Genomic DNA, 16,867 nt, shown 5'->3' with positions numbered 1-16,867 from the left:
TTTTCATATGCACTTTAATTTTATTGTTATCGTTTTGACTTCTTTCTTATTTTTTTTATTGTGCTTTTTTATCTTTTTTGCCGTTAATATGCAAAAATAGCCCTTTATGCGGGAGGGCTATGTTATGCGTATATTTTTTATGATATTAGTGTTTGTTTTTGCGCTTGAGCAGTACCACCTGTGGTGGGGTAAAAACGGCATGCAAGAAAATAAAGTGTTAGTTAAAGAAGTGGATTTGGCCATTAAAAGTAATGCTGAATTAATGAAACGTAATCAATTGATGTTTGCTGAAATAGATGATTTAAGGCAAGGTAATGAGGCGATCGAAGAGCGCGCTCGTAATGAATTAGGGTTGATAAAAGAAGGGGAAACTTTTTTTCGTATCGTTCCCAAAAAACATTAAAAAGAGGTTCTTTTGAAATTTACAGTAGTGATCCCAGCCGCTGGCATTGGTAAACGTGTAGGTGGCGATATCCCTAAACAATATTTAAAAATAGGGGCTAAAACTATTATTGAATACAGTTTAGCGCCTTTTATTGCCCATCCACACGTTCAGCGAATTATTGTGTCGCTTGCACGTAATGATGTTTGGTTTAAAAACTTAAGTATTGCATCTCATCCTAAAATTAAAATTGTTGAAGGTGGTGCTGAGCGTGTAGATTCGGTTTTAGCCGCTTTACATAAAATTGATCATAAGGATCATGTGCTTGTACATGATGCCGCGCGCCCCTGTTTACAAAAATCCGATTTAGATAAATTGATCAAGCATGTATTAAAAACGAAGCAGGGCGCTATCCTTGCCTCGAAAGTGCACGATACGATGAAGCGCAGTGATGCAAACAACAATATTATAAAAACAGTGCCTCGTGAAAGCTTATGGCACGCGTTGACGCCCCAAATGTTTAATAATGGCTTATTAATAAAAGCAATATTAGCGATGCAAGGGAAATGCGATATCACTGATGAAGCTTCTGCTATGGAGTTTTATGGGCAACCAGTGCAGTTGGTAGAAGGTCGCAGTGATAATATAAAAGTGACGCGTTTTGAAGATTTAAAATTAGCAGAATTTTACTTAAAAGGATAAAAGTATGATCCGAATGGGACATGGCTTTGATGTACATAAATTTGGTGGTGTCGGGCCGATCACTATTGCTGGCGTAAAAATACCTTATACACAAGGATTACTGGCACATTCGGATGGCGATGTTGCTTTACATGCTTTGTGTGATGCTCTTTTAGGGGCGTTGGCCTTAGGTGATATAGGGCGTCATTTCCCCGATACTGATGCACAATATGCCGGTGTAGATAGCCGAGAATTATTAAAAAAGGTATTTGTTTTGGTGAAAAACAAAGGCTATAAAATAGGTAATATAGATATTACCATCATCGCAGAAATGCCTAAGATGGCACCTTTTATTGATGAGATGCGATCGGTCATTGCCTCGCTTGTTGATGCGCAGATAGATCAAGTCAATGTAAAAGCGACGACCACTGAGAAGCTCGGATATGTTGGGCGTAAAGAGGGGATCGCAACACATGCGGTGACATTATTACTTAAACAGAGTGTTGAAATTTAAAATGACAGAAGAAACATCAAATAATGCATTTAGTCTCGATTTTAGTTTTTTATATGGAGAGCCTAAAAGTAATGCGCTTTATAAGCAATCTTGTAGCGACTTTATCGTCCGTGAAGATTTAGGTTTTGAGCTCACCGGTGAAGGTGAGCATGTGTGTTTATGGGTGCAAAAAATCGGTGAGAATACACAATACTTAGCGAAGCAACTTGCTAAATTTGCGGATATTCCCGCGCGCAATGTAAGTTACGCTGGCCTTAAAGATAGGCAAGCAGATACTTGGCAGTGGTTTTCATTGCATATCCCGGGGAAAATCACCCCTGATTTTAGTTTGTTTAGCGCTGAAGGGGTGACCATTCATAAAGTTATCCGTCATCATAAAAAAATTAAAACGGGCGCGTTAGCGGGTAATTATTTTGAGGTGACGTTACGTGAAGTTAGTAACAAAGTAGAACTTGAAAAAGCATTGATCAACATACAAAAAGGGGTGCCTAATTACTTTGGAGAGCAACGCTTTGGTTTTGGTGGTTATAATGTTCAAGCTGCGGAGCATATGTTTGCAGGGCGAAAAATTAAAGATAGATTTAAACGCGGTATGTATTTAAGTGCAGCGCGTAGTTATCTGTTTAATAAAGTGTTATCCGCGCGTATTGATGATGGTATTTATAATACGCCACTACTTGGCGACTGTGTGCAGTTTGTAAGTAACCGCTCTTTTTTCCCTTTGACTGAGCTTGATGAAGACGTTTTAACGCGCCTTCGCGATCGCCAAATATGTTTAACGGGCCCTTTATGGGGGGCTGATGAGCTAACTTCTGAGCTTGATGCGCTCGAGTATGAAACACAAAAATTAAAGCCTTATCCTATGTTGCAAGAAGGCTTAGCCAAAAATGGTTTAAAACAAGCACGTCGACATTTGTTATTAGTGGCTGATCAATTTTCAGCTCATTGGCACAATGAAAATACGCTGACGATCAAATTTTATTTGCCGTCAGGGTGTTATGCAACCAGTATTTTACGAGAACTCATTAAATGAGTTTATTGTTAAGTAATGATGATAGCGTGCATGCACAGGGGCTTAACGCATTATATTTAGCGTTAAAAAAACGAAATAAAGTGATAGTGGTCGCCCCTGATCGCAATCACAGTGGTGCAAGCCATGCATTGAGTTTAGAAGATCCTTTGCGTATGCAGGTATTGAAAAATGGTTTTGTAGCGGTAAGTGGCACGCCAACCGATTGCGTGCATTTAGCATTAAACGTTATCTGTAAAGAAAAGCCGCAAATGGTTGTCTCTGGTATTAATCACGGCGCTAATATGGGCGATGATGTTCTTTATTCTGGTACGGTGGCAGCTGCCATGGAAGGGCGATTTTTAGGTTTACCTGCGATGGCTATTTCGCTTGCCGGTAAAGAGCACTTTGCCTCGGCTGCTTTTTATGCGCAACTATTAGTTGAAAAATTATTACATCATGCTTTAGATGCTGATCAAGTACTCAACGTGAATGTACCCGATCTGCCCTTAGATAAAATCAAAGGTATAAAAGTAACGCGTTTAGGCAAACGCCATCAAGCTGAAATGTGCGCTGAAAGTAAGGATCCTCGTGGTCGAAAAATATTCTGGGTCGGCCCGCCAGGAAAAATAGCAGACGCCGGAGAAGGAACGGATTTTCATGCAATTAATCAAGGCTATGTATCTATTACCCCTTTAAAAATCGATTTAACCGCCACTGAGCAATTAGCCCCTCTTGCTGATTGGTTAGCAACCTCTAATTAATAACGAGACTGACAGTGAAAATTTTTTCCCCTATGTACAAAAAAGTTATGCTTTACTCCCAACATAAACATGCCGCTTATTACCTGTATTTTATGGCATTTGTTGAATCTATTTTCTGGCCTATTCCTGTGGATATTATGCTTGCCCCAATGGCCCTTTCAAAACCTAAAAGCGCTTGGAAGTTTGCATTTGGTGCGACGCTCTTTTCTGTTTTGGGTGGTGCTGTGGGATATTATATTGGACAGGCATTGTATACGCCGGTGGTATTACCTTTTATTGAGTTTATGCACTACCAAGATAAGATGTTAAGTGCGCAATCATGGTTCTCTCAGTGGGGAGTGATGGTTATTTTCATTGCAAGTTTTACACCTATTCCTTTTAAGGTTTTTACTATTAGCGCCGGTATCGTTGCTATGGCTTTTTGGCCTTTTATTTTAATTGCCTTGATTGGCCGCGCAATGCGCTTTTTTTTGGTGGTGACATTAATGGTTGTTGGAGGTCAAAAAATGGAAGAGAAGTTAAGTAAATATATTGATGTTTTAGGCTGGATTGTGGTGTTTGCTGCTGTTGTTTTATATTTATTTATGCAGTATTAAAGTATGCGTTACTTGTTTGGCGCTTTTATTTTAAGTTTTTTTCTATTGGGTTGCACCTCGATAGAGAGGCGCGCGCCAGTCAGTGATTTAACCTTAACTGGTTTTCAAAAACCACTGGTTCGAAAAGCAAAGGGATCAACTTATCAGGTACAAAAAGGGGATACGCTTTATAGTATCGCGTGGGTTAATAATCTACCGATAGATGCATTGATAAAAGTGAATCAACTTTCGCGTCCGTATACGATATATCGCGGTCAAGTTTTGATGTTACATAAACAGTCAAAAAAACATACTCACCACGCATCTGAAACGCCTAAAAAACAGACTTACCACGCATCTAAAGCGCCTAAAAAACATACGATCAAGGTGATTGAGCAAATTAAGCCCACATCTCCTCAGGCGCTAAAAAGTGATCCACATTACGAAAATGCACGAAAAGCGAAGATAAGTGCATGTACAGGGCAACGCTGTGTTAAAAAGACGCATAAAAAGCTTGTGCAGAAAAAAACAACAGTTTATGCTCAACCTTATGTTGATAAAAATGTGACTGTTGACAGGAAAAAAGTCAATGCATGGAAATGGCCCACTAAAGGCAAGTTGATAAAAACATTCTCTGCTTCTAAAGCCGGAATGAAAGGGATCAGCTTGAGCTCTCAACGTGGTACACCTATTTATGCGGCAGCTTCTGGTAAAGTGGTTTATGCTGGAAGTGGATTACGTGGTTATGGAAATTTGATCATTATTAAACATAGTTATGATTATTTAAGTGCTTATGCACATAATGAACGACTATTGGTACATGAAAATGAATCAATAAAACTAGGTCAAAAAATAGCAACAATGGGAGATAGTGGGACGAAGAATGTATTTTTACATTTTGAAATTCGCTATCGAGGTAAGTCTGTTGATCCGTTACGTTATCTGCCGAAACGTTAGATCTACACGGTTATTCTCTGGTAAGGTAAATTGCCTTTAGATAAGGTTATCACTCTCGACGGAGTGTTAATAAATATATTTAATATCAAGAGGTTTAACAACAATGACGATCGCGGTAAAAACAGAAAAGAAAAAAAAAGGGGTAAAGAAAGCTACGTCTTCTAAGCTAGCACCGAAGGTAACGAAAACAAGATCAAGCTCGGACACAAAGGTTATGGATGCCACACAATTGTATCTGGGTGAAATTGGTTTTTCTCCTTTATTAACGGCTCAAGAAGAAGTGTATTACGCAAGACGCTCTTTACGTGGTGACGATGTTGCCCGTAAACGTATGATCGAAAGTAACTTACGACTGGTGGTTAAAATATCACGTCGTTATACTAATCGAGGTTTATCTCTTTTGGATCTTGTTGAAGAAGGTAATTTAGGTTTGATCAGAGCGGTTGAAAAATTTGATCCTGAGAAAGGTTTTCGTTTTTCAACTTATGCTACCTGGTGGATAAGACAAACGATTGAGCGCGCCATAATGAATCAAACGCGTACAATCCGATTACCTATTCATATTGTGAAAAAATTAAACGTTTATTTAAGAACAGCAAGAGAGTTATCCCACTCGTTAACGCATGAACCAACGGCGGAAGATATTGCGTTAGCTTTAGATATACCTGCGAAAGATGTATCTAAAATATTAAAGCTTAATGAGCGCATTAGTTCGGTAGATATTCCTATTGGTAATAATTCAGATAAAGAGTTACTTGATATTATTCCCGATCGGAAAGAAATTATCCCCGAGAATGAATTAGAAAATGAAGATATGAAATTACGTATCGTTGAATGGCTTGAAGATTTAAACCCCAAACAACGTGAAGTATTGGCAAGGCGATTTGGCTTGTTGGGCTATGAGGCTGCAACACTTGAGAACGTCGGTAAAGAAATTGGCTTAACGCGAGAGCGTGTTCGTCAAATTCAAGTCGAAGCATTAAAATGCTTACGAGAAGTACTCTCTCAACAAGGATTATCGATAGAGTCATTATTTCATATTTAGTGATCGATAAACAAACGCACCGTTAGGTGCGTTTGTTTTTAAAACTATTATCTTTATATTTTTGGTAATAATATCATTGCCCAAGTTATCACGGTTAACACTAAGGCCACAAAAACACCTGCAGAGCCAATATCTTTAGCTCGGCCACTCAGTTCATGTATCTCTGCACCTATCCTATCTACCACCGCCTCGATTGCTGAATTGACAAGTTCCATTATGAGCACTAAAAATAAACATGCGATTAAAGCAAGCTGTTCAAGTGTATTGACCGGAAGCCAAAAAGTAAGTGTCGATAACACAACTAACAGAGATAATTCTTGTCGAAAGGCCGCTTCATGTATCCAAGCTGCTTTTAAGCCTTGTAATGAATATTTAGTTGCAAAAATAATGCGTTTAAGTCCTGTCATACCCGGTTTCATAGTGCTCCATTGATCCGTTTTAAATTTTATTATAATAACATGTTATTTGTACCCATGTTAGCTCAGATACTTTATCTGCCGGTGCAAACTACGCGTGATTTTAACGCTTGTACATTGTTATATGTTGTTATAAAACATTAATGTAGCGTCATACTCTTTCAAATTTAGATCGCGGATATAAACCCCAATTGGATTTCTGGTTGTGCATGATCTCGTGTTATGCGTTTTTATCTGTTGGCGTTTTACTCACAAAAAAGGTGAACTTAATATGCATAGGATCTTGTTGGCTGATGCCTAATTGTAATTGATTGCGATCGCAAATGTTTTGTACAATCGATAAGCCTAAGCCATGGCGGTTATTGTTACTACGTGCATTTTCGATGCGAAATAAAGGCTCATTTAATTGTATTAACTCACCTTCTGCAAAGGGGGTAAGTAGTTTATTCTCAATATTTATCTGTATTTTGTTTTCTTCAATTTCATTTATGACTAAAAATATTTCAGAGTGTGAAGGACTATAAAATAAAGCGTTATCGAGTAAATTAATTAAAATGATATGCAGGCTAAAAGTATCGATGCAGATCATCGAGAGAGCACTATTGTTAATAAATGTCAGGCGCTGCTTAATATCGCTATATTTAAAGGCAAGTTCATCGAGCAACTCAGGAATAAATATAGCTAAAGATAGGTTACTTGGGGCTAAATTAAAGTTAGGTGACGCACTGTGGTGTAATAATAATAAATTATTAACTAAATCTTTCATTTTTAGTCCGATACCAAGTACATCTTCTTTATAGGTCGATGCAATACAAGGCTCATTAGGGTATTTTATTAATATTTCACTGAGGCTAATGAGCTCTGCTATCGGCGTTTTTAATTCATGTGCTATATCGGCTGCTAGTCTTTTCTCTTTTTTGAGTAGCGTATAATTACTTTGAATAAAATGATTTAAATCATCTCGGATAGGTTCAATTTCTTCTATTTTTAATGTCGAAGAAGGTAGCTGAGTACGTCCTGCGCTGATGTCGATCGTTTTAAGCTGCTCTACGAGTTGAAAAAGAGGGAAAAGGCTTTGGCTTATCATGTGGATCAATGCGTAACGCATGAACAAAACGCTTAAGAAAAAGCCGCTGATTAAAATGCCATCAATTAAATATTCAATAAAATGAACACGTGATGCTGGGACGGCTAGGGTCATATAAACTGCATTATTGAATGTTGAGGCGCCCTCGTTTAAGTTGTTTTTTTGGGGGGCTAAAAAATGGCAAACAATGCTTTTTCCAGATCGTCCGTCGGGTAAGGTAACATCATAGATTTGATAGCTATCGAGGGGGATCTCTGTGCGTAGCAGGTTTATATCTGGAAATGTTTGTAGTGAAACGGATCGTATCGAGCTTTTGTTTTTCCATAATTGAAAATATTGTGGGTTTTCTGTGTCTGAAAATTCAGTTAAAAATTTACTTTTCAAATCAAAAAACAATTCATTTTCATTCATATAGGCCAATGATTTCATATAATTCGATTTTTCTATTAGCGCATTTTCAAAAGATTCTAAGGCGAGATTATCTACATTTTGATCAATAATAAAAAAAGTAAAACCGACGATACATGCAATCATTAAGGTTATTTTTTTGACTAAGCTTTGTTTAATTGAGCGCATTTTTATTACTCACATAATATCCAAAACCACGTTTGTTTTGGATCAGAGGCTCGGCGCCAAGTTGGCGTATTTTTTTTCGGATCGTTGATAAATGTGCTTCAATACAATTTTTTGACAGGCTCTCAAAAGAGCCTGCTACCGCTTCACTTATTTGCTCTATATTGATGACTCGATTAGGCGCTAAAAATAAGCATTCAATAATTAAAAATTCATTTTTGGTGAGGTTAATTAATTGTGATTGGTAGGTCAGTGTTTTAGTAAATAAATCTAGCGTATATTGCGATATCGAGATTTTATTGTTTTTATTAGTGATATTGCCACGACGTGCAATCGATACTATCCGTGCATGTAATTCATCGAATGAGAAAGGTTTGGTCATGTAATCATCCGCACCCGATAAAAGGGCATCTATTTTATCAGCGGGTAGGGACTTTGCCGATACCACAATTACTTTTGCTTGTTTTCCCATCTTTCTGAGCGTTTTTAATAGGCTGATCCCATCGACATGTGGCAACATTAAATCTAATAAAATGAAATCATAATCATTACTTAAGCACATACTTAACCCTGTTGAACCATCACCACTGGTATCGACACTGAACCCCAAATGTTTAAATCCCACCATTAAGCTACGTCGCAGGGGCTCTGAATCTTCAATAATAAGTAACTTCATGTTTATCCTTTGTTGCAAGTAGAAAATAGATCTAAATTATTATCCTTTAAGCGGGTATTTACGCCTAATAATCCAAGCATACTGTGGAAAAAATTGTCATGTGAAAGACCGCCAATAGCCCCTTTTTTACGTATACAGGCGCTATCAAAGCTATGTGCTTGCATATATTGCTCAGGTAGCCAGAAGGACCAAGGTACATGAGTCTGTTCTTTTGGGGCAAAAGCATAAGGCGTACCATGTAAATATAAGCCTTTTTCACCTAAGGATTCACCATGATCTGAAATGTAAGTTAATGCAACATTGTAATTACTTTGTTGCTTTTGTAACGCTTTAATTGCGAGAGAAACAATAAAATCGGTATAGACGAGACTATTGTCATAAACATTGACTATCTCTTCATCGGTGCAATGTTCGATGTCTTTTTGATCGCATGAGGGTGTATAGCGACTTTTCTCACTTGGGTAACGCTGCCAATAAGTAGGGCCGTGGCTACCTTTAAGGTGTAAAACGATAAGGCGATCGATGTTGTTTTTAGTGGCCAGTTGTTGCTTTAATTCACTAATAAGTGCCTCATCAAAACAATTATTTGAAGAGCAATATGGTTTTTGATTTTTTGTGGATACTTCTATTTTCGACAAACGCTTTGCGACGCCTTTATCCCCGCCATCATTTTCGATCCAAGTGATACTAACACCACTTTTTTGCATGATATCTAATAAATTATCTTCTGTGGTTGCGCGCGCTTTATTGTAATTGGCTCTGCTCATGTTTGAAAACATACAAGGCACAGATAAAGCGGTGTAAGTACCACAAGAACGCGTATTTAAAAAAGGGATCATATCTAATGATTTAGTATAGGGAGATGAATTTCTTGTATAACCATTATAAGTATAATTTTGAGCGCGGGCAGTTTCACCTAACACCACGACGACTAAATTAGGTTTGTTATTTTTTGTGAGCGACAATGTGGCGTCATTTCCGAGCTCTTTAAAAGGTAGCACCTTAGTCAGGTATTGGTGGTTTAGATATCTTACGAAATTAAAGGCATATGCCGGTAAGATCATTTTATTTAAGTAGGCATTGTTTCTGCCGATCGATGCGTAATCTTTATAATAAAAGAAAGCAATGAAAAAGATAATAAGGCAGGCACTTACTACGAGTATGGCGCGATGTAGTATTTCTTTAGCGATATTTTTGGCATATTTTATTTTGATGAAAAAAAGTAAAATAGCAGGAAGAGCGCCCAAGACAAGAAAATACATGACGCTGTATGCATTGAGATAGGTAAGTGACTCATTTAAGTCTGTCGATAAAAGGTTTTCAATCATCGTCGTATCAAAGAGCACATGGTATTGCTTTGTGGCGTAAAAACTCAGTGATGACGTAAGGATCAAGGGGATCATGATTATTTTAAATAAATAGGGCAGTGAGATACAAGAAAAAACAATAATAAAAGCACTTAACAACAAAAGGGCGCCACTATATGCCACTAATGGAGGGCTACTTTTAGCTAAATCAAAAAATAATTGCAATAAGGGCTGATTAAATATCAGCGCATAATAAGCACTTAAACATAAAATGAGCGTGTTCATTTTAAAGACTAAGTGTTTTTCTTTTAATTGTTTTAAAAAATTTAAAATCATCTCTAATATCCATCCAATAATAAAATCAGGCCTAATATATAAGATGAAACTTAAGGTTAACTTAAGACAAACTTAAGTTAAGTTTTAAATGAAAATATAACTTAAGAAATGCCTATTATCAGGTAAATAGAAGGCTGACAGGCTAACTAGTAAGGTCATTGTCATCATTGGGATTGTCATTGTAAAAGTGACATTAAGGATTAGACCGTTTTGATGGGGGTGACTCTTTTAAGCTTTATTACCTAACTATTTACCTTGCGGTATGCCAATGCGGGATGTTGAGAGACAATAGTTATGTTCAGGGATGGATAATAATGTGATGTATAAAATTAAATATAAAGCATTTACGCTGATAGAATTATTAGTGGCGTTGTCGATACTCAGTCTTTTACTTAGCCTTAGTATTCGCGGTTACGATGCGTTAGTGACGCCACAACTCCTGCGCGCTCGTGTCGAGCATGTTTATCATTTTTTACGTAGCGCGCACGCCAAAGCCATCACTTTGGATAAAAAAGTATATGTGTATTTTTGTAACCCTAAAAGTCCAAGACAATGGGAAATGTTAATGAGTACATTATCTAGGTGTGATTGTTTATCTCCCTCATCTTGTTTATTAGAGGGGCGAAAAGTGAGTATAGAGCTTAGTGATGCTAAGTCGTTATTTGTAGAGGCGCACGACATCACCTTTACCGGTAAACGCATCTCTTATATGCCGATGCGCTTTAGGATCAATGCGGGCAGTATTACCATATCTGATAAGGCGGGGCGCCGTTTAAAAATAATTCAATCAATACAACGTTTAAAAGTGTGCGCGCCACACAAAACGCTGTGGTCTTATAAAAAATGTTGAACATAAACAAAGGACTTTCATTAACGGAGTTATTACTGTCTCTTTTATTTGGCTCTTTGTTATCGTTGATGCTATTTAATGTTTATCTGCAAAGTAGTACGCATGCTTTAAATAGCCTTAAATATATGCGTTTACGTAACGATTTACAGTCTCTTATGTGGGTGATGGAATATGATATTAGGCGAGCAGGTTATGGTGGTGATAACTATCAAGTCGGTGATTTAAAAAATAAAAGTATTGATATTAATGACGCTAAAAATTGCATTGTTTTTTATTACAATCATGATCAATCGTTATCATTACAAAGTCGTCATAAAATGGGTTTTTTATTTGATCCCAATACCTTTCAAATTTTTGTTGCCTCGAATGTATTACCCCGCGCGAGTCAATGTTCATCTAATCGTTGGCGTGCATTGTCAGATGTACACTTTATAAAAATTACCGCCCTTGTATTTACTGAGCAGGTCATCATAAAAAATCACAAAACGACACATTATGTGCATATAAAATTACAAGGTGAGTTAACTGGCGATCCTCGTTATATTTACACTTTAAAGACAACACTACGCTTAAGAAATATATCCTCTGCAGAGACTCTATCGCTTCAAAATTAAAATGTATCAAGCCATTTTGGTGCTCGCGCCAATAACACTTTGGTGTAGCAATCAATGAAAAGGGGATCCTTCATAACAAGGTTGCGCCTGAAAGTTTATTCGAGCCAGTGGCATATAAAGATTTTTTATTTAACATGGGAATATAATTGGCTTTTCGGTATCATATAGTTAAGTGATAATTGTTTTTTCTTCTTTATATATTAACGCTGTTTTTAATCAATAATCATTGCTTTTAAAGCGTGTACTATACGCGACCGAATAACAGATTTTAGTTTGTTTTTTTGGGTTTCTTTTTTATTTTTATCATGAGGTGTTTGTGTGTTTACGCTTAAGGCTAAATCGTGGTTAACAACCTATTTTATTAATTTCTATTTTATATGGGGTATTTTCCTGCCTTTTTGGGGAATTTGGCTCGTTGGTGAAGGCGTAACCACAGAGCAAGTTGGTTTATTGTTCTCCGTAGGGCTAATATTACGTTTTATGAGTAGTTTTACGGTGTTACCCCTCGTTTCAACAGGGAGCGCAACGCTAAAATTAATACGTATTCTTAGTTTTATTCTTTGCATCTCATTTAGTGCCCTTTTTTATCTTAACGATTATTTCTGGCTGGCGAGTATTACGCTTTTTATTAACTTTATGATGGCCCCGATGATGCCCCTTGGGGATATTATTGGTAGCCGTTTAGTACAACAAATTAAACTCGATTATGGCAAAGTACGTTTATGGGGCTCTCTTGCTTTTATTGCAGGATCAACCATGGTTGGTTGGTTAATTTCTGAATTTGATTTACAGGTCATACTCTATTTAATTGTTTTAGTCTCTGTGCTCATGTGCTTTTTTACCCTTGCCAAACTCACTCCCAAGCTCGTTGATGTCGAAGAAAAAGACAGGAAAAAAACATCATTATGGTTACTGTTTAAAAAGCCTGAAGTATTTTTGTTTTTATTAATCGTTGGCTCTATCCAAGGTAGTCACGGTGCGTACTATGCTTTTAGTACCATTTATTGGGACAGTGTAGGCCTTGCAGGTAAAGACATTGCTTGGTTATGGGGAATTGCAGTTTTTGCTGAAGTACTGGTATTACGTTTTAACCAACAACTGTTTTCACGTTGGTCGATTAAACAAATGATATTACTGGGGCTCATCGGTGGCATCATTCGTTGGAGTGTTTTTTCTTTTACCACTGATTTTTATGGGTTAATGGCTATCCAAACATTCCATGGTTTAACGTTTGCCGTCACACACCTTGCCGCGATGCGTTATATCAGTCGTCAAAAAAGTTCACATTTAGTGGCTTATCAAAGTTTATATTCGGGTGTTGCTTTGGGGCTTATGATGGCTATATTTACTTATATTGGTGGCATTACATATGAGCAGTTACAAGGTAACTTGTTCCTCTTGTCAGCTGCATTACTCTTACCTGTTTTTGTCTTGTTAAAAATATGGAAAGTAAAAGAGTGAACTATTATGAAGATAAAGTGACTAATTATTGCCTTTATTTTTTCAGAAGAGTTGAAAAAGGCATAAAGAGCCCTTATCTTTTTAAGTAGTTATTAAGGATTTGATCATTAAGGAATAGATATGTTTGCTCGATTATTTGTAATTTTTAGTGCTGTTTCACTATTAGAAATATTTGTACTTGTTAAAGTGGGCAGTTTTTTGGGGCCATGGCCTACCGTTGCATTGGTATTAGTCAGTGCGTTAGTCGGGTCAGCTTTAGTGCGTAGCCAAGGCTTGCAACTTATACAGCAATTACAACAACGCATAGCGCAAGGTGAAATGCCAGGGCAGCAACTGATTGAAGGCGGAATGTTATTAATGACGGGCGTTCTTTTAGTGACGCCCGGCTTCGTGACCGACTTTTGTGGATTATTATTATTACAACCGAATATTCGAGCCAGTATAGCGCGCGTTATTTTGTCTACTATAAAATTAAATCCAGCATCAATGTCTACGGGGTTTTCTCAAAATAAGCCTTTTAAAAATGAAAGTTTAGGAGATGGAGATATTATTGAAGGTGAGTTTGAGCGTAAGGATGATGATAAATAAAGTTTGAGCTGGATCACGTTATTAGTTTTTTTAACCTTAAAGATGTTGTTTTACAAGCGGAAAGTGCAGATTTACTTTAACTTTTGGTATATTTCACTATCTTGTCATCTTGTTATGTAAATAATATGAGCAAATGCATATTATTCGTTATAGGCGCACAGAGGTAAAGATGAATATTAAAAATTCAATCACACTAAGAAGTTTTAAAAAATATCACCCACGACAAATTGCTAAGTTTGTAAAAGGATTTTTTAATGGACGGATTTTTATTGTTGGATTAGGTCGTTTACGTGTTATCGAAGGTAGAGTCGTTGCTTATCAATACCAGAAGAAACAACAAAATATTCTTATTGTAGTGAGTGAGATAAATCAAATCATTACAGAAATGTCACAGCGTAAACAAGTACTAAATTAACGCTGAGTTCACCTTTTGAAAAGCCACATCATTTGATGTGGCTTTTTTACAAAATAATTCTTTATCCTCTTGATATTCAGATTACTATCCCCATTTAGTTAGTACACCACATCATATTAAATCTAAGGAAAAAAAATGACTATTCGTCCTTTACATGATCGAATTATTTTAAAACGCATGGAACAAGAAACTACATCTGCTGGCGGTATCGTCTTAACGGGTAGCGCTGCTGAAAAGTCGACTCGCGGTGAAGTTATTGCAGTGGGTCATGGTCGTATTCTAGAAAATGGTGATGTACGTCCATTAGATGTAAAAGTCGGTGATGTTGTTATTTTTAGTGATGGTTACTCGGTAAAAACAGAAAAAATTGATGGCGAAGAATTGTTGATTTTAAGTGAAAATGACATTCTAGCGATTGTAGAATAATTAAATAAGTTAAATCGAGTTTATCAAATAAGGAAAAAAAGATGTCTACGAAAGATGTAAGATTTGGAAATGACGCACGCGTTAAAATGTTAGCGGGTGTAGATATATTGGCAAATGCGGTAAAAGTAACATTAGGTCCTAAAGGCCGTAATGTAGTTATCGATAAAGCGTTTGGTGGCCCACAAATAACTAAAGATGGTGTGACGGTTGCTAAAGAAATTGAACTTGAAGATAAGTTTGAAAACATGGGTGCTCAAATGGTGAAAGAAGTTGCTTCTCAAACCAATGATGCTGCCGGTGACGGAACGACTACTGCAACTGTGCTTGCACAAGCTATCATCGTTGAAGGCCTAAAAGCGGTTGCTGCGGGTATGAACCCAATGGATCTTAAACGTGGTATTGATAAAGCAGTAAAAGCTGCCGTTATTGAATTAAAAGCTATTTCTACGCCTTGTTCTGATCCTAAAGCGATCACACAGGTTGGTACTATTTCTGCTAACTCTGATATTGAAATTGGTGAGATCATTTCTGAAGCGATGCAGAAAGTGGGAAAAGAAGGCGTGATCACTGTTGAAGAAGGTCAAGGTCTTGAGAATGAATTAGACGTTGTTGAAGGTATGCAGTTTGATCGTGGTTACCTATCTCCTTATTTCACAACGAATCAAGAAATGGGTACTGTTGAACTTGAAGCGCCATTTATTTTATTAGTTGATAAAAAAATCGGTAACATTCGTGAACTATTACCGACACTTGAAGCCGTTGCGAAAGCATCTAGACCTCTTCTTATTCTTGCTGAAGATGTTGAAGGCGAAGCACTTGCTACATTGGTTATTAATAACATGCGCGGCATTGTTAAAGTTGCAGCGGTAAAAGCACCTGGTTTTGGTGATCGTCGTAAAGCGATGTTACAAGATATTGCAGCTTTAACTGCGGGTACTGTTATCTCTGAAGAGATTGGTTTAGATCTTGAAAAAGTACAACTTTCAGACTTAGGTCAAGCAAAACGTATTGTTATCAGTAAAGACGAAACAACCATCATTGATGGTGCTGGTGATCAAAAAACTATTCAAGCACGTGTTAGTCAAATTAAACAACTGATTGAAGCTTCATCATCTGATTATGATAAAGAGAAACTACAAGAGCGTAGTGCTAAACTTGCTGGCGGCGTTGCTGTTATCAAAGTGGGCGCAACCACTGAAGTTGAAATGAAAGAGAAAAAAGATCGTGTTGATGATGCATTGCATGCAACTCGTGCTGCGGTTGAAGAAGGCGTTGTTGCGGGTGGCGGTGTTGCATTAGTACGCGTTGCTGAAAGACTTAAAGACTTAAAAGGTGACAATGCGGATCAAAACGTAGGTATTAGCGTCGCTTTACGTGCGATGGAATCTCCACTTCGTCAAATCGTCAGTAACTGTGGTGAAGAAGCGTCTGTTGTAACGAATAAAGTACAAGAAGGCGAAGGTAACTACGGTTACAATGCAGCAACGGGTGAATACGGTGACATGCTTGAAATGGGTATCTTAGATCCTACTAAAGTAACGCGTAGCGCATTACAATTTGCAGCATCTGTGGCGGGTTTGATGATCACAACAGAATGTATGATCACAGATACACCAACGCCAGCATCTGCTGGTATGCCTGAAATGGGCGGTATGGGTGGCGGTATGGGCGGTATGATGTAAGCCTATTGCCAAATACTAGAACTTTCTAGTAAAGCCCGTAAGCTTAGTGTTTACGGGCTTTTTTATTGATTTTTTATTAAATTATTTTATATAAACCTATCAAATCAAACGTTAACAGATAAATTTTTAGCTAAAAATACAAATCAACTCACGTTAAAATAACCCACAGCCAGATCTCATATTGACTATGTTAGGGAGGAGTTATCAATTAATTTTAACGCATCGATTATGTTTGAACGTCAGTGAAATAGCCGGGAAACAGAAAAACCAGACAGTGTTGAATTAAATGAAAGTATCTGTGCGCTTGTAAAGATTGGCATCAATAAAGTTCAAATAGATAAACTGCTCATTGTTCTCGTATAACCGTTTATAAGGCTCTTTCTAATTAGTTTGTGATACTCATTCTCCAGTAGTCATACTTACTTTCACTCATTTAGTGTGTAGCATCATTAATACAAAAGCTAAGCCGAATCACCGTTCGATACCTCTTAGTTACTACATATATCCAC

19 protein-coding genes are annotated in these 16,867 nt (G+C 37.2%); 15 read left to right on the top strand and 4 right to left on the bottom strand.

Annotation, left to right across the window (positions count from 1 at the left end; genetic code table 11):
- The first annotated feature begins 124 nt into the window (after window positions 1-124).
- The 8 genes from ftsB to rpoS all read left to right on the top strand — a co-directional run bounded on the left by ftsB (window position 125) and on the right by rpoS (window position 5,927).
- Window positions 125-403: a cell division protein FtsB gene (gene ftsB, locus PCNPT3_RS10420; protein ID WP_015465828.1), complete on the top strand. Its 279-nt coding sequence runs from the start codon at window positions 125-127 to the stop codon at window positions 401-403.
- Window positions 404-415: 12 nt separating this feature from the next.
- On the top strand, window positions 416-1,084 hold the full coding sequence (gene ispD / locus PCNPT3_RS10415) for a 2-C-methyl-D-erythritol 4-phosphate cytidylyltransferase (RefSeq protein WP_015465827.1): 669 nt from the start codon (window positions 416-418) through the stop codon (window positions 1,082-1,084).
- Between the two features lie 4 nt (window positions 1,085-1,088).
- Window positions 1,089-1,577 carry a 2-C-methyl-D-erythritol 2,4-cyclodiphosphate synthase gene (ispF, locus tag PCNPT3_RS10410; RefSeq protein ID WP_015465826.1) on the top strand — a complete coding sequence of 163 codons (489 nt, stop codon included), beginning with the start codon at window positions 1,089-1,091 and terminating at the stop codon, window positions 1,575-1,577.
- A 1-nt stretch (window position 1,578) separates the two neighbouring features.
- Window positions 1,579-2,610: a tRNA pseudouridine(13) synthase TruD gene (gene truD, locus PCNPT3_RS10405; RefSeq protein WP_015465825.1), complete on the top strand. Its 1,032-nt coding sequence runs from the start codon at window positions 1,579-1,581 to the stop codon at window positions 2,608-2,610.
- On the top strand, window positions 2,607-3,350 hold the full coding sequence (surE, locus tag PCNPT3_RS10400; RefSeq protein WP_015465824.1) for a 5'/3'-nucleotidase SurE: 744 nt from the start codon (window positions 2,607-2,609) through the stop codon (window positions 3,348-3,350). The genes truD and surE overlap by 4 nt, the downstream gene beginning before the upstream one ends.
- Before the next feature lie 14 nt (window positions 3,351-3,364).
- Complete coding sequence (locus PCNPT3_RS10395) at window positions 3,365-3,946, top strand: YqaA family protein (protein WP_015465823.1); 582 nt, start codon at window positions 3,365-3,367, stop codon at window positions 3,944-3,946.
- A 3-nt stretch (window positions 3,947-3,949) separates the two neighbouring features.
- Entirely contained in the window at window positions 3,950-4,882 is a 933-nt protein-coding gene (locus PCNPT3_RS10390) for a peptidoglycan DD-metalloendopeptidase family protein (protein WP_015465822.1), read from the top strand.
- 103 nt (window positions 4,883-4,985) lie between these two features.
- Complete coding sequence (rpoS, locus tag PCNPT3_RS10385) at window positions 4,986-5,927, top strand: RNA polymerase sigma factor RpoS (RefSeq protein WP_015465821.1); 942 nt, start codon at window positions 4,986-4,988, stop codon at window positions 5,925-5,927.
- 53 nt (window positions 5,928-5,980) lie between these two features.
- Here rpoS and PCNPT3_RS10380 read toward each other — a convergent pair whose 3' ends face one another.
- The 4 genes from PCNPT3_RS10380 to PCNPT3_RS10365 form a co-directional block, all read right to left on the bottom strand.
- Complete coding sequence (locus tag PCNPT3_RS10380; RefSeq protein ID WP_015465820.1) at window positions 5,981-6,346, bottom strand: diacylglycerol kinase; 366 nt, start codon at window positions 6,344-6,346, stop codon at window positions 5,981-5,983.
- Between the two features lie 217 nt (window positions 6,347-6,563).
- Window positions 6,564-8,006, bottom strand: a complete 1,443-nt coding sequence (locus PCNPT3_RS10375) for a sensor histidine kinase (protein WP_015465819.1) — start codon at window positions 8,004-8,006, stop codon at window positions 6,564-6,566.
- The gene (locus PCNPT3_RS10370; RefSeq protein WP_015465818.1) at window positions 7,993-8,679 is read right to left on the bottom strand and encodes a response regulator transcription factor; all 687 of its coding nucleotides are present in this window, start codon (window positions 8,677-8,679) and stop codon (window positions 7,993-7,995) included. The genes PCNPT3_RS10375 and PCNPT3_RS10370 overlap by 14 nt, the downstream gene beginning before the upstream one ends.
- A gap of 2 nt (window positions 8,680-8,681) precedes the next feature.
- Window positions 8,682-10,322 (bottom strand): phosphoethanolamine transferase, encoded by a 1,641-nt coding sequence (locus PCNPT3_RS10365; RefSeq protein WP_015465817.1) that lies wholly within the window; start codon window positions 10,320-10,322, stop codon window positions 8,682-8,684.
- 319 nt (window positions 10,323-10,641) lie between these two features.
- Between PCNPT3_RS10365 and PCNPT3_RS10360 the strand changes: the two genes are divergently transcribed.
- The 7 genes from PCNPT3_RS10360 (at window position 10,642) to groL (ending at window position 16,358) form a co-directional block, all read left to right on the top strand.
- Complete coding sequence (locus PCNPT3_RS10360) at window positions 10,642-11,172, top strand: prepilin-type N-terminal cleavage/methylation domain-containing protein (RefSeq protein ID WP_015465816.1); 531 nt, start codon at window positions 10,642-10,644, stop codon at window positions 11,170-11,172.
- Window positions 11,166-11,786 (top strand): pilus assembly protein PilW, encoded by a 621-nt coding sequence (locus PCNPT3_RS10355; RefSeq protein ID WP_015465815.1) that lies wholly within the window; start codon window positions 11,166-11,168, stop codon window positions 11,784-11,786. Before PCNPT3_RS10360 ends, PCNPT3_RS10355 begins: the two co-directional genes overlap by 7 nt.
- Window positions 11,787-12,104: 318 nt before the next feature.
- Entirely contained in the window at window positions 12,105-13,247 is a 1,143-nt protein-coding gene (locus PCNPT3_RS10350) for a 3-phenylpropionate MFS transporter (RefSeq protein WP_015465814.1), read from the top strand.
- A 120-nt stretch (window positions 13,248-13,367) separates the two neighbouring features.
- A complete protein-coding gene (locus tag PCNPT3_RS10345) occupies window positions 13,368-13,835 on the top strand; it encodes an FxsA family protein (protein ID WP_015465813.1) in 468 nt (155 codons plus the stop codon).
- Window positions 13,836-14,004: 169 nt separating this feature from the next.
- The gene (locus PCNPT3_RS10340; RefSeq protein WP_015465812.1) at window positions 14,005-14,250 is read left to right on the top strand and encodes a DUF1107 family protein; all 246 of its coding nucleotides are present in this window, start codon (window positions 14,005-14,007) and stop codon (window positions 14,248-14,250) included.
- A 135-nt stretch (window positions 14,251-14,385) separates the two neighbouring features.
- A complete protein-coding gene (locus tag PCNPT3_RS10335; protein WP_015465811.1) occupies window positions 14,386-14,676 on the top strand; it encodes a co-chaperone GroES in 291 nt (96 codons plus the stop codon).
- A 41-nt stretch (window positions 14,677-14,717) separates the two neighbouring features.
- Window positions 14,718-16,358, top strand: coding sequence for a chaperonin GroEL (gene groL, locus PCNPT3_RS10330; protein WP_015465810.1), 1,641 nt, complete (start codon window positions 14,718-14,720; stop codon window positions 16,356-16,358).
- Window positions 16,359-16,867 lie beyond the last annotated feature (509 nt).

This window comes from Psychromonas sp. CNPT3, assembly GCF_000153405.2.
In the GTDB taxonomy this organism is placed as follows: Bacteria; Pseudomonadota; Gammaproteobacteria; order Enterobacterales; family Psychromonadaceae; genus Psychromonas.
This window is presented reverse-complemented; position numbering and strand designations above follow the sequence as displayed.

Coding starts and splice junctions, on each gene's coding strand:
- ftsB (WP_015465828.1), top strand. CDS start 125: ATGCGTATATTTTTTATGATATTAGTGTTTGTTTTTGCGCTTGAGCAG.
- ispF (WP_015465826.1), top strand. CDS start 1,089: ATGATCCGAATGGGACATGGCTTTGATGTACATAAATTTGGTGGTGTC.
- truD (WP_015465825.1), top strand. CDS start 1,579: ATGACAGAAGAAACATCAAATAATGCATTTAGTCTCGATTTTAGTTTT.
- surE (WP_015465824.1), top strand. CDS start 2,607: ATGAGTTTATTGTTAAGTAATGATGATAGCGTGCATGCACAGGGGCTT.
- PCNPT3_RS10390 (WP_015465822.1), top strand. CDS start 3,950: ATGCGTTACTTGTTTGGCGCTTTTATTTTAAGTTTTTTTCTATTGGGT.
- rpoS (WP_015465821.1), top strand. CDS start 4,986: ATGACGATCGCGGTAAAAACAGAAAAGAAAAAAAAAGGGGTAAAGAAA.
- PCNPT3_RS10380 (WP_015465820.1), bottom strand. CDS start 6,346: ATGAAACCGGGTATGACAGGACTTAAACGCATTATTTTTGCAACTAAA.
- PCNPT3_RS10375 (WP_015465819.1), bottom strand. CDS start 8,006: ATGCGCTCAATTAAACAAAGCTTAGTCAAAAAAATAACCTTAATGATT.
- PCNPT3_RS10370 (WP_015465818.1), bottom strand. CDS start 8,679: ATGAAGTTACTTATTATTGAAGATTCAGAGCCCCTGCGACGTAGCTTA.
- PCNPT3_RS10365 (WP_015465817.1), bottom strand. CDS start 10,322: ATGATTTTAAATTTTTTAAAACAATTAAAAGAAAAACACTTAGTCTTT.
- PCNPT3_RS10360 (WP_015465816.1), top strand. CDS start 10,642: ATGTATAAAATTAAATATAAAGCATTTACGCTGATAGAATTATTAGTG.
- PCNPT3_RS10355 (WP_015465815.1), top strand. CDS start 11,166: ATGTTGAACATAAACAAAGGACTTTCATTAACGGAGTTATTACTGTCT.
- PCNPT3_RS10345 (WP_015465813.1), top strand. CDS start 13,368: ATGTTTGCTCGATTATTTGTAATTTTTAGTGCTGTTTCACTATTAGAA.
- PCNPT3_RS10340 (WP_015465812.1), top strand. CDS start 14,005: ATGAATATTAAAAATTCAATCACACTAAGAAGTTTTAAAAAATATCAC.
- PCNPT3_RS10335 (WP_015465811.1), top strand. CDS start 14,386: ATGACTATTCGTCCTTTACATGATCGAATTATTTTAAAACGCATGGAA.
- groL (WP_015465810.1), top strand. CDS start 14,718: ATGTCTACGAAAGATGTAAGATTTGGAAATGACGCACGCGTTAAAATG.